Origin of the sequence: Pseudomonas abietaniphila, from assembly GCF_039697315.1 — a bacterium.
Taxonomy (GTDB): domain Bacteria; phylum Pseudomonadota; class Gammaproteobacteria; order Pseudomonadales; family Pseudomonadaceae; genus Aquipseudomonas; species Aquipseudomonas abietaniphila_B.
In genome coordinates, this window is the sequence record NZ_CP155619.1 from 3,637,714 (window position 1) to 3,650,557 (window position 12,844).

The following is a 12,844-nucleotide window of genomic DNA, read 5'->3' on the forward strand; positions in this document are numbered from 1 at the left end:
GAATGAATTCGCTCCCACAGTGGATCCGCGCTTAGCCAGCGGACCGCTTCACGCCTCGATTTCCGGCTCGGTCTGTGGCTTGCGCGGTGGATTCTCTGGCGGCATGCGCGGTGAGAGCTGCAGAAAGATCGACGCCGCCAGCATGGCCAGCACGCCCACGCACAGGAACGTCAGCTGGAAGGCACCCAGCACGCTGCTGACCTCGCCGGTCGCGACATCGTCCGTAAACCCGCCGAGCAATGCGGCCGCGCAGGCTACGCCCAGGCTCAGGGACAACTGAGCCACCACCGACAGCAAACTGTTGCCGCTGGCTGCACTGGCGTCATCGAGATCGATCAGCGTGACGGCATTCATCGCCGAGAACTGCAGCGAGTTCACACCGCCCAGAAACGCCAGATGAATCAGCAATACCCAGTACGGCGTGTCGGCATCGACCAGCGCCATGCTCGCCAGCAGGATCCCGAGCAGCAACGTGTTGCCGGTCAGGACGATGCGATACCCCAGGCGCTCGATCGCCCGCGTGGCCAAGGGTTTGGCGAACATCGCCGCCAGCGCCAGCGGGATCATGCTCATCCCGGCGTGGGAGGGCGAGTAACCCAGCGCGACTTGCAGCATCAATGGCACGAGAAAGGGCAGCGCACCGCTGCCCAGCCGCGCAAACAGATTGCCCATGATGCCGACGGCGAAACTTCGGGTGCGAAACAGCGAGGCCGAAAACAGCGGCGATTCCACGTGCCCGGCGCGCAGCCAGTACGCGGCCAGGCAAGCCATTCCGCCGAACAGCAGCATCACCACGCGCAAATGCGGCAGACGCAGTTCGCCCAGGCCTTCCAGGGCGATGGTGATCAGCACCATCGACGCGCCGAACAGCGCAAACCCCACCAGATCGAAACGTGTGCGCCCGCCGCCCTGTAGATCCGGGATGAACTTGCGCACGGCAAAGCAGCCGAGGAGGCCGACCGGAATGTTGATCAGGAAGATCCAGTGCCAGCTCAGGTATTCCACCAGCCAACCGCCCACGGTCGGGCCCATCAACGGGCCGAGCAGGGCCGGCATGGTGATGAAACTGAGGGTGCGCACCAGCTCGGTTCGTGGGTAAGCGCGCAGCACAATTAACCGGCCCACTGGCATCATCAGAGCACCGCCCAGACCCTGAACCACGCGAGCAGCGACCAGCATGCCGAGGGAGTTGGCAGCCGCACACAGCAGCGAGCCGAAGCTGAACAGCAGGATGGCGCTGAAGAAAATGCGCTTGATCCCGAACCGGTCGGAAATCCAGCCCGAGGCCGGAATCAGCAAGGCAATCGTCAGCATGTAGGCGATGATCACCGACTGCATGCGCAGCGGGTCTTCAGACAGCGAACGGGCCATGGACGGTAGCGCGGTGTTAAGGATCGTGCCGTCCAGGCTTTGCATGAAAAAGGCAATGGCGATGACCCAAGGCATCCAGCGCAGGGTTCGGGCGTCCAGTGGCGGCGTCGAGGTCGGCATGTGAAGTTCGAGTTCCTTATGGTTTTATCGCGCGATGGATCCGGCATGTGGCAGATCCAAAGGGTCAGGCCGAGATCCCTGTGGGAGTGAGCTTGCTCACGAAGAGGCCGTTATATCCGCCACATCTCTGCTGTCTGATCGCCAGCATTCGTGAGAAAGCTCACTCCCACAGGATTTGTGGTATTAGCCTGACAGCGGAGTGTCAGGCAACCCGATACGTTACAACGTCAACGTCAGCCTGCTCACCAACGCGCCCGGCAGCAGGTTCGAGGCCGTCTGACGTTGACTGTAGGTACTCGCCGACAGGATGAGTTCCCTTTCAGTCGTCAATTGCTCTAGCGCGCTGCCCAGCAGGCTGAAAAGACTGTCGTCGAAGCGCATGGTACTCACCGGCGCCTTGATCTTGCCGTCTTCGACCCAGAACGTCGCAAAGCGGGTCATCCCGGTGATGCGTCCGGCCGTGCGGTCCGAGAAATTCAGGTACCACAGGTTGCTGATGTACAGCCCAGTGCCCAGCTCCTTGAGCACATCGTCCAGGGCCAACGAGCCGCCGTTCATGCTCAGCGCGCTGGGCGACTCACCCCAGCCGGCGCCGTTGGCGGTCAGGCCGTACTCGGCCGCGCTGCGTGAGTCGATCAGACGATCCTTCGCAACCCCCTCGACCACCAGCGACAGGTCGGCGCGTGGATACCCTTCACCCGAGAACGCTGGCGACAACGAGCCCGTGACCTGCTCATCCAGGCTCACCAACGGATTCAGCGTCCCGTGACCGTCATAGAGGCGCTGCAGCGGACTGGTCTTGTCCGCCAGCGACTGCGCGGAGAAACCGCCCCAGCACAGCATGCCCATGACTTCTTCCAGCGCCGCAGGTGCCAGATAAGCCCGGTACTGGCCTGGCGGCAGCGGGTGCGATGGTTGCCCCAGAAACTCAAGCTGCTCGCGGGCGAGGGCGAAGCGTCTGGCGAATGCCACGTCGTCCCACGCGTGACCCGCGTAATTGGCCTTCACGGCCTGACCGTTTTCGTGGAACAGGCTCCAGTCAAAGTTGAAGCTGTTCGCCTGATGCCAACCCAGCGCGCCGCTGGAGCTGGCGAATCCGCGATAGATCGGTCCGGCGGCGTAGATGCCGACCAGGTCCAGGCCTTCGCCCAGTTGTGCGATCTGTTCGACCACATGTGCGCTGTCGGGCAACGCCGCGTCCTGAATATTGCTGCTCTGCCAGGCATCGTCGTTGAGCAGCAGATAAGGGTCGACCGGTAGCAGCGTCAGGGTTTCGCGCAGCTGGTGCAGCGCTTCGCCCAGACGCTGACGGTCCACAGCGTCGTCGCCGGACAGCGTCAGGTTCAGGTCGGCGTGGCGACCGTCTTCGATCAGTTTGAAGTGCAGACTGGCTTGCTGCACATGACCTGCCTGGCGCACCTTGGCGTGGTTGAACCGAATGAAATCCGACGCCTCGGCGTTGTAGCTCAGGGTGAAGCGTTCCTGAGGCGTGACGGCGCCGCGCAGCCAGTCGGCCAGGGCATTGAATCGGGCTTGATGGGACATCAGGCGTCACCTCCGAAAACATCGACGTTGGCGAACACGCAGGCGGGCGAGGCATGGCCGACGCGCACTACTTGGTTGGGCTCGCCTTTGCCGCAGTTCGGCGTGCCGAGGACCTTGAAGGTGCTCGCGTCGCCGACGGCGCTGAGGTTGCGCCAGAACTGCGCTGAAATGGCGCGGTAGTTTGGGTTCTTCACCACGCCCTTGAGCTCGCCATTCTCGATCAACTGACCCCATTCACAGCCGAACTGGAATTTGTTGCGCGCATCGTCGATCGACCACGAGCGGTTGGTGCTCATCAGGATGCCGTGCTCGATACCGCCGATCAGTTGCGCCATCGATTGATCGCCCGGCTCGATGTTGAGGTTGGCCATGCGGTCGATGGGCGCCCGGTTCCAGCTACAGGCGCGACTGTTGGCAACGCCTTCCATGCCGGAGCGGTATTGCGACAGCGCGCCACCCAGTGGGCGTTCGAGGATGCCGTCCTTGATCAGGAACTGCTTGCTGGCGGGTGTGCCGTCGTCGTCATAGCCATAGCTCGCCAGTTGCTCGGGAATCTCTGGGTCGAAGGTCACGTTGAGCAGGCTCGAGCCGTATTGCAGGCTGCCGAAGTCGCTGGCTTTGACGAAGCTGGTGCCGGCGTAGTTGCGCTCGTCGCCGAGGATCCGGTCCAGTTCCAGCGGATGGCCGATGGACTCGTGGATTTGCAGGATCATCTGGTCCGGTGTCAGCAGGAGGTCGCGGGGGCCGCTTGGGGTGTTGGGCGCCAGGATCAACTGCAACGCCTGATCGGCGACGTTGGCCGCCGCGCCAATGATGCCGCACGAGGTGATGACTTCCGCGCCGCCTTGCTGGCCGAAGTTCTCGCGACCCAGGCTGCGGGTCTGGCTGTCTTTGCCGTCATAGGCCGTGACGCTGAGGCCGGGGAATACAAAACGCTGAGCCTGACGGATCTCGGCGCCGGCGCTGTTGAGGTAGATCTGCTCGACGTTTTCCAGCCCCAGGCTGACTTGCCAGTTCACCAGACGATCGTCCTTGGGCACGGACGCGGATTCGCTGCCGAGCAAGGCGTAACAATCGCTGAGCGACGGGAAGGCGCTGGTCAGGTTGGGTGAGAGGTAGTCGGCGCGGCTGGTCGCGACCGCCTGCTCGCGCAGGTCGAGCAGCGAGTGCGGGGCGAGGAGGCGGGCCTGCGTTTCGGCCCGTTCCAGCGCGGTCTGTAGACCCTGTTGCGAGAGGTCGTTGGTGGCCGCATAGGCTTCGACGCCCTGAATGCGCACGGTGAGCATCGCGCCTTCATCGGTGCTCAGTTGCGGGGGTTCAGCGACGTTCTTGCGCACGGACAGGTGCTGACTGGTCTGTTTGACATAGCGCAGGGAGAAAAACTGGGCGCTGCTCTGCAGGGCGGCGAAGCGCTGCTTGAGTTGAGCGGAGAAGTCGAACATGCAGGAAGGCTCCTTGGCGATTCGGACAGGCAATGGTCCGAATCATAGCGCGCTTGAGCGTTCGGGCGGGGAGCTAAGAAGGGTTTGCATAGGCTGTGCCGACCTCTTCGCCACCGTCGTAACCTCCGGCAGCTCCCACAGGAAAATGTTCAGCAACCAGAAATTCGACGCTGCCGTAACCTCCGGCAGCTCCCGCAGGATTCCGCTCAGCAGTCAGAAATTCGCCGCTGAGCGAGTCTCGCGTCAGAGGAAATCCAGTGTGTCACGGGCTCTCTGTGGGAGCTGCCGGAGGTTACGACGGTGGCGAATGCGTAGAGTCAGCCACCCTCAATGCTGAAGTGCCGATGCATTCGCGAGCAAGCTCGCTCCCACAGGATTCCGCTCAGCAGTCAGAAATTCGACGCTGAGCGAGTCTCGCGTCAGGGGAAATCCAGTGTGTCACGGGCTCTCTGTGGGAGCTGCCGGAGGTTACGACGGTGGCGAATGCGTCGTGTCAGCCACCCTCAATGCTGAAGTGCCGATGCATTCGCGAGCAAGCTCGCTCCCACAGGATAATGCTCAGCAGTCAGAAATTCGCCGCTGAGCGGGCCTCGCGTCAGAGGAAATCCAGTGTGTCACGCACTGTCTGTGGGAGCTGCCGGAGGTTACGACGGTGGCGAATGCGTCGTGTCAGCCACCCTCAATGCTGAAGCGCCGATGCATTCGCGAGCAAGCTCGCTCCCGCAGGGTTAGGGTTCTGTCCCGGGAAGCGAGCGGTTGGCTCAATGCGCAGTTTGGGCAGCTTCACGCATCGGCTTGCCACGCACCGGCGCATCGCCCGCCACGTAGTATTTGGCGGTGCTGCGTGGCAGCGGCGCGCGACCACGGATCTTGTCGGCGATTTTTTCGGCGATCATGATCGTCGGCGCATTCAGGTTGCCGGTGGTGATGATCGGCATGATCGAGGCATCGACCACACGCAGGTTTTGCACCCCGTGCACACGGCCTTCACTGTCAACCACGGCCATGTCATCCGTGCCCATCTTGCACGAGCAGGACGGGTGATACGCCGTTTCCGCGTGTTCACGGACGAACTGGTCAAGCTGCTCGTCGGTCTGCACGTCGATGCCCGGACTGATCTCGCGACCCCGGTACTTGTCCAGCGCAGGCTGCTGCATGATTTCGCGGGTCAGGCGGATGCCGTCGCGAAACTCCTGCCAGTCTTGCTCGGTGGCCATGTAGTTGAACAGAATGCTCGGGTAGTCACGCGGGTTCTTGGACTTCAGCTGCACGCGGCCGCGGCTCGGCGAGCGCATCGAACCGACGTGGGCCTGGAAACCATGCTCCTTCACGCCCTTGCTGCCGTTGTAGTTAATCGCCACCGGCAAGAAGTGATACTGAATGTTCGGCCACTCAAATTCTTCACGCGAACGAATGAAACCACCGGCCTCGAACTGGTTGCTGGCACCGATACCTTTGCCCAAGAACATCCACTCGGCACCAATGGCCGGCTGGTTCCACCAGAGCAGGGAAGGGTACAGCGAGACCGGTTCCTTGCAGGCGTACTGCAGGTACATCTCCAGGTGGTCCTGGAGGTTTTCACCCACGCCCGGCAGGTCATGAACCACCGGAATGTCGAGCTTGTTCAGCAGCGCGGCAGGGCCGACGCCGGAACGCTGGAGGACTTGCGGCGAGGCAATCGCGCCGCTGCACAGCAAGACTTCCTTGCGCGCACGGGCTTCGACGCGTGTGTCGCTGTCGCCGACCAGGTACGCCACGCCCACGGCGCGCTTGCCCTCGAAGAGGATGCGATCGGTCAGCGCGTGGGTGACGATGGTCAGGGTCGAGCGCTTCTTGGCTTCGTCCAGATAGCCGCGGGCGGTGCTGGCGCGACGACCGAACGGGGTGACCGTGCGATCCATCGGGCCGAAGCCTTCCTGCTGGTAGCCGTTGAGGTCTTCGGTGCGTGGATAACCCGCCTGGACACCGGCTTCCACCATCGCGGCGAACAGCGGATTGTTACCCGCTTTGGGCGTGGTCACGCTGACCGGGCCATCGCCGCCATGGTAGTCATTCGGGCCGATGTCGCGGGTTTCAGCCTTGCGGAAGTACGGCAGGCAGTCGAGGTAGGTCCACTCTTCCAGACCGGGCAATTTCGCCCAGCCGTCATAATCCATCGCGTTGCCACGGATGTAGCACATGCCGTTGATCAGCGACGAGCCGCCCAGGCCCTTGCCACGACCGCATTCCATCCGGCGGTTGTTCATGTGCGGCTCGGGCTCGGTTTCGTAAGCCCAGTTGTAGCGACGGCCCTGGAGCGGAAACGCCAGCGCGGCAGGCATTTGGGTGCGGAAGTCGGCGCGGTAATCCGGGCCGCCGGCTTCGAGCAGCAGGACGGTGACGCCCGCGTCTTCGGTGAGACGGGCTGCTAGGGTGTTACCGGCAGAGCCGGCGCCGATGATGATGTAGTCGAATTCCTGGGACATTGAGAATGCTCCCTCTTCAGAAGGTGATCAGGGAAAAGGCTGTTGACTCAATCTCCTGTAGGAGCAGCCGGAGGTTACGACGGCCGCGAAGCGGTTTATCTGACACACCGCTTTCGCGGCCGTCGTAACCTCCGACTGCTCCTACAGAGATCGGGTCAAGGCGTAAGGCCGGGTTTAGAACACCGACGCGTAATCACCGAGCTCGACCTGTACCGATTTGATGCGCGTGTACTGCGCCAACGAGCTGATCCCGTTCTCACGGCCCACACCCGATTGCTTGTAGCCGCCGACCGGCATTTTGGCGTCGGACTCGCCCCAGGCGTTGATCCAGCAGATACCGGCTTCCAGTTGGTGAATCACGCGGTGGGCGCGGTTCAGGTCTTTGGTCACGATGCCGGCGGCCAGACCCATTTCGGTGTCGTTGGCGCGGCGGATCACTTCGTCCTCGGACTCATAACTGAGGATGCTCATGACCGGGCCGAAGATCTCTTCTTTGACGATGGTCATGTCGTCGCTGCAGTCGGTGAACACGGTCGGCGCAACGAAGGCGCCTTTGGCGAATTCGCCGTCGGTCAAGCGATCGCCACCGACCAACAGGCGCGCGCCTTCTTCCTTGCCTTTGGCGATGTAGCCCAACACGCTCTCCATGTGCGCGAAGCTCACCAGCGGGCCGAAGTTGGTGTTGTCATCTTCGGGGTTGCCGACGCGGATGCGTTTCACGCGTTCCAGAATCTTCGCTTCGAAGGCCGACTTGAGTGCGCTCGGCACAAACACCCGCGTGCCGTTGGTGCAGACCTGACCGGAACTGTAGAAGTTGGCCATCATGGCGATGTCGGCGGCGCGATCCAGATCGGCGTCGTCGAAAATGATCAGCGGCGACTTGCCGCCCAGCTCCATGGTCACTTCCTTGAGCGACGAACTGGAGGCGCTGGCCATGACTTTCTTGCCGGTGTCGGTGCCGCCGGTGAACGAGACTTTCTCGATGCGCGGGTGCTCGGTCAGCCATGTGCCGACTTCGCGGCCGCTGCCGGTCAGCACGTTGAACACGCCGTCGGGCAAACCGGCTTCGGTGTAGATCTCCGCCAGTTTCAGCGTGGTCAGCGAGGTGACTTCGCTCGGCTTGAAGATCATTGCGTTGCCAGCCGCCAATGCCGGTGCGGATTTCCACAGGGCGATCTGGATCGGGTAGTTCCACGCGCCAATGCCGACCGTGACGCCCAGTGGCTCGCGGCGGGTGTAAACGAAAGAAGAGCTGCGCAGCGGGATCTGTTCGCCTTCGATCGCCGGGACCAGACCGGCGTAGTACTCCAGCACATCCGCGCCGGTCACGATGTCGACGTATTTGGTTTCGGAGATCGCTTTGCCGGTGTCCAGGGTTTCGAGCGCGGCCAACTCATCGTTGCGCTCGCGCAGGATATCGACGGCGCGACGCAGAATGCGCGAACGCTCCATGGCGGTCATGGCAGCCCAGATTTTCTGGCCTTTTTCAGCGCTGACGACAGCGCGCTCCACGTCGGCCTGACTGGCCCGTTGAACCTTGGCAAGCACCTCGCCGTTGGCCGGGTTGATGGCTTCGAAGGTCGCGTCGCTGCTGGCGTCGACGTAACCACCGTCAATGTAGAGTTTTTGCAATTCGAAACGGGCCATAAAGTCCTCGCAGTTGTCTGTGAATGACGGTGACCGAGTGCGCTGAGCGCAGTGCCGGTCGTTGTCGGGCGGCTGTGTCAGCGCGCCGCTTTTGCCAATTGGAAATCCATGTATTCGTAGGCGAGTTGTTGCGCCTGTTCGGTATCGAAGGCATCGCCGGAAAGCGCGCCGCGCAACCACAATCCATCGATCAATGCCGCCAGGCCGCGAGCCGCAGTGCGTGCGTCGTCCAGTGGCAGCACGCGGCGGAACTGGCAGCACAGGTTGGAATACAGGCGGTGATCGTTGATGCGCTGTAACCGGTGCAACGACGGCGAATGCATGCTGGTGGCCCAGAACGCGAGCCAGGTTTTCATGGCCGGGCCGTTGACCTGACTGGCATCGAAGTTGCCCTCGATGATGACTTTCAGATGCGCCCTGGGGCTGTCGTCGGTCAGTGCCTGTCTGCGTTCGGCAACGTTGATGATCAGTGCATTCATCAGGTGGCGCATGGTCGCTGCGATCAGGCCGTTCTTGTCCTGAAAGTAGTGACTGATGATGCCGTTGGAGACACCCGCCAGTTTGGCGATCAACGCGATGCTCGCATCGCCCATCCCGACCTGATCGACGGCCGAAAGCGTGGCCTGAATCAGCTGCTGACGACGAATGGGTTGCATACCGACCTTGGGCATCTGTGAGTCTCCGTGGCTCGCCGGGTGATCGTGAAAGACTGAAAAACGGCCTCCAGTCTAGTGCTTTTTAATTGAACGTTCAATCAACAAAAAACCATGGGCGCGCGGAAAGCACCGAAAACCCCGTGTTCTGAAGCCTGAGATAAGGGCTCTGATCGTTCCTCACGCTCTGCGTGGGAATGCCGCCCCTGACGCTCTGCGTCATGCCGTGGGACGCGGAGCGTCCCGGGATGCGTTCCCACGCGGAGCGTGGGGACGATCAGGTCGTGCTTTTAGCCGTGATTTTTACCGAGCAACGCGTGGTACAGCTCGCTGTCGCCCAGGATGCCGACCAGTTTGTTGTTCTCTTGCAGCACCAGCTTGTTGCCGGTGTGGTAACGGATCTGCAGCGCTTCACGCATGCCGATGTCAGAGTGCACCACGGTTGGCTTGCGACCCAGGTTTTCGACCGACTGGCCAGGCTCCCAGCTTTGCAGGTCAACCGCCGCGCCGTGCTGACGCAGGCCTTTGATCTGGTTGCCCTCTGCCAGGTCGATCCAGGAATCGTCGCCCGGGTCCAGGCACACTTGCGAGCCGTTGATGCGGGTGCAATCGGTGATAGGGCGCATCAGGCTGCGGCCGCACAGAACGTTGAGCGGGTTGGTGTGCGCGACGAAGGTCCGCACGTATTCGTCGGCGGGGTTCAGCACGATCTCTTCCGGCACGCTGTACTGGATGATCCGGCCGTCTTTCATGATCGCAATGCGGGTGCCGAGCTTGAGGGCTTCGTCCAGGTCGTGGCTCACGAACACGATGGTCTTGCTCAGTTTCTTCTGCAGCGCCAACAGTTCATCCTGCAGGCCCTGGCGGATCAGCGGGTCGAGGGCGGAGAACGGTTCGTCCATCAGCAGAATGTCGGCATCCATCGCCAGCGCGCGGGCCAGGCCCACACGTTGCTGCATGCCGCCAGACAGCTCGTCAGGCTTCTTGTTACGCCATTGGGTCAGGCCCACCAATTCGAGTTTCTCGTCCACCAGCTGGCGACGTTCTTTCTCGGGGCGACCCTGCATTTCCAGACCGAAGCTGATGTTCTCGCGAACGGTCAGCCACGGCATCAGGGCAAACTTCTGGAACACCATCGCGATGCGCTTGGTGCGCATCATTTTCAGCTCGGCCGGGGTGCAGTTGGCGATGTTGATCTGCTTGCCTTCGTGCTCGACGAACAGCGAACCGCGACTAACGGTGTTCAGGCCGTTGATGCAGCGCAGGAGGCTGGATTTACCCGAGCCGGACAGGCCCATCAGCACGCAGATTTCGCCTTTGTTGATTTCCAGGCTGGCTTTTTCCACGCCAACGATCTGGCCGGTTTTCTTCAGGATTTCTGGCCGCGCCAGGCCCTGATCCAGCAGCTTGAGAGCCTCGCGCGGGTCTTTGGAGAAGACGACGTCTACCTGGTCGAATTTGATGATGCTCATGCGTCGGCCCCCACTTTAGCGTCGGGTTGTTTGCAGATACGGTCGAGCATGATCGCCAGCAATACGATCGCCAGGCCTGCTTCGAAGCCCAGTGCGATATCAGCAGTGTTCAGTGCGTTGACCACAGGTTTGCCCAAGCCGTCGGCACCAACCAGTGCTGCGATCACCACCATCGACAACGACAGCATGATGCACTGGGTGATACCGGCCGCGATGCTAGGCATGGCGTGGGGCAGTTCGATTCGGGACAGCAATTGACGACGGGAGCAGCCGAAGGCCTTGCCGGCGTCGAGGAGTTCTTGCGGGACATCGCAGATGCCCAGGTAGGTCAGTCGGATGGGTGCGGCAATCGCGAACACCACCGTCGAAATCAGACCCGGTACCACGCCCAGCCCGAAGAGGGTCAGGGTTGGAATCAGGTAAACGAACGTCGGCACCGTCTGCATCAGGTCGAGGACGGGACGCATGCAGGTGTAAAACATCGGCTTGTGCGCGGCAACAATGCCCAGCGGCACGCCAATCACCACACAGACCAGGGTGGCGAACAGCACCTGGGCGAGGGTTTCCATGGTTTCCTGCCAATACCCCAGGTTCAGGATCAGCAGAAAGGAAATGACGACAAAGGCGGTCAGGCCCCACTTGCGCTGAATGAAGTGTGCAAGCAGAGCAATCAGGCCGATCAGGACAAAAGGATTGAACCAGGTCAGACCGGCGGTCAGTCCGTGGATCATGGTTTCCAGTGACGAGGCAATGGCGTCGAAGGTGCTGGCGCCGTGTTGGGTCAGCCATTCGACAAAGCCTGCGATGTACTGGCCTAGGGGGATTTTATGATCAGTCAGCATGATATCGATTGTCCGCGTGCGGGATGAAAAGAGGACAACAGGCGGGCGAACCCGCCTGCGTGTCGAGTTACTTCGTCAGCTCGGCTTTTGCGGCTTCCAGGCCAGGTTTACCGTCCACTGTGGTGACACCCGCCAGCCAGGTGTCGAGTACTTGAGGGTTCTTCTTCAGCCACGCCTTGGCGGCGGCTTCAGGCTTCATCTTGTCGTCCAGGATGTTGCCCATCAGCTCGCTTTCCATGTCGACGGTGAATTGCAGGTTCTTCAGCAAGTTGCCGACGTTGCTGCACTCCTGGGTGTAACCTTTGCGCGTGTTGGTGGCCACGGTCGCGGCACCGAAATCAGGGCCGAAGAAGTCGTCACCGCCCGTCAGGTACTGGATCTTGAAGCGCTTGTTCATCGGGTGCGGCGCCCAGCCCAGGAACACCACGGCGGTGTCGCGCTTGGCGGCACGATCCACTTGGGAAAGCATGCCGGCTTCGCTCGATTCAACGACTTTGAAACCCGCGGTTTTCAGGCCGAATGCGTCTTTGTCGATCATGCTCTGGATCAGACGGTTGCCGTCGTTGCCAGGCTCGATGCCGTAAATCTTGCCGTCGAGTTCTTTCTTGAATTTGGCGATATCGGCGAAATCATGCAGGCCTTTGTCGTACAGCGCTTGCGGTACGGCCAGTGTGTATTTGGCGCCTGTGAGGTTGGTGCGCACCACTTCAACGGTGCCGGCGTCGCGGTAAGCCTTGATGTCGTTTTCCATGGTCGGCATCCAGTTGCCGAGGAACACGTCCATGTTCTTGCCATCGGCCAGCGACTTATAGGTCACCGGTACGGAAATCATGGTGGTCTTGGTTTTGTAGCCCAGTGACTGAAGAACGACGCTAGTGGTGGCGGTGGTCGCGGTGATATCGGTCCAGCCTACATCGGAAAAATTGACTGTCTTGCACGCCTCGGGCTCTGCAGCCTGGGCCAGCAAGGGCAGACTCAGCGCAACGCCCAGCAATAGCTTGTGTGAACCTTTCATGGTTGGACTCCTTAGGTGTTTTCTTCTCGTCATCAGTCAGGGCTGACGCGTTTTTGGGTGTCGGCGAGTCAAGTGGGAAAACAGCTCTATCACTGCGTCTGGCGATCGAGTCGACAACGATCATGTAACAGGGAAAAACAAACGCCTACAGGGCGCGTCGTAACCAGTACAGAGGGGGTCGTATCCAGTGTCAGTGACGTCGCTTACAGATTTTTTCCCCGGTCGCCGAATGGTTTTCGAGTGTCGATGCGGCAAAAAGTGTCGAAAACAGT

At 61.2% G+C, this 12,844-nt stretch carries 9 protein-coding genes; all 9 read right to left on the reverse strand.

Features of this window, described 5'->3' with window-relative positions:
* Positions 1-48: 48 nt before the first annotated feature.
* The 9 genes from mdtD to ABDX87_RS16215 all read right to left on the reverse strand — a co-directional run bounded on the left by mdtD (position 49) and on the right by ABDX87_RS16215 (position 12,572).
* Complete coding sequence (gene mdtD, locus ABDX87_RS16175) at positions 49-1,491, reverse strand: multidrug transporter subunit MdtD (RefSeq protein ID WP_346828792.1); 1,443 nt, start codon at positions 1,489-1,491, stop codon at positions 49-51.
* A gap of 219 nt (positions 1,492-1,710) precedes the next feature.
* Positions 1,711-3,036 (reverse strand): TldD/PmbA family protein, encoded by a 1,326-nt coding sequence (locus tag ABDX87_RS16180; RefSeq protein WP_346828793.1) that lies wholly within the window; start codon positions 3,034-3,036, stop codon positions 1,711-1,713.
* Positions 3,036-4,478, reverse strand: a complete 1,443-nt coding sequence (locus ABDX87_RS16185; RefSeq protein ID WP_346828794.1) for a TldD/PmbA family protein — start codon at positions 4,476-4,478, stop codon at positions 3,036-3,038. Before ABDX87_RS16185 ends, ABDX87_RS16180 begins: the two co-directional genes overlap by 1 nt.
* Before the next feature lie 761 nt (positions 4,479-5,239).
* Positions 5,240-6,943, reverse strand: coding sequence for a choline dehydrogenase (gene betA, locus ABDX87_RS16190; RefSeq protein WP_346828795.1), 1,704 nt, complete (start codon positions 6,941-6,943; stop codon positions 5,240-5,242).
* 174 nt (positions 6,944-7,117) lie between these two features.
* Positions 7,118-8,590: a betaine-aldehyde dehydrogenase gene (gene betB / locus ABDX87_RS16195; RefSeq protein ID WP_346828796.1), complete on the reverse strand. Its 1,473-nt coding sequence runs from the start codon at positions 8,588-8,590 to the stop codon at positions 7,118-7,120.
* A gap of 77 nt (positions 8,591-8,667) precedes the next feature.
* A complete protein-coding gene (gene betI / locus ABDX87_RS16200) occupies positions 8,668-9,261 on the reverse strand; it encodes a transcriptional regulator BetI (RefSeq protein ID WP_346828797.1) in 594 nt (197 codons plus the stop codon).
* A gap of 272 nt (positions 9,262-9,533) precedes the next feature.
* A complete protein-coding gene (choV, locus tag ABDX87_RS16205) occupies positions 9,534-10,715 on the reverse strand; it encodes a choline ABC transporter ATP-binding protein (protein ID WP_346828798.1) in 1,182 nt (393 codons plus the stop codon).
* Positions 10,712-11,560, reverse strand: a complete 849-nt coding sequence (choW, locus tag ABDX87_RS16210; RefSeq protein WP_346833536.1) for a choline ABC transporter permease subunit — start codon at positions 11,558-11,560, stop codon at positions 10,712-10,714. The genes choV and choW overlap by 4 nt, the downstream gene beginning before the upstream one ends.
* 64 nt (positions 11,561-11,624) lie before the next feature.
* Positions 11,625-12,572 (reverse strand): choline ABC transporter substrate-binding protein, encoded by a 948-nt coding sequence (locus ABDX87_RS16215; protein WP_346828799.1) that lies wholly within the window; start codon positions 12,570-12,572, stop codon positions 11,625-11,627.
* Positions 12,573-12,844 lie beyond the last annotated feature (272 nt).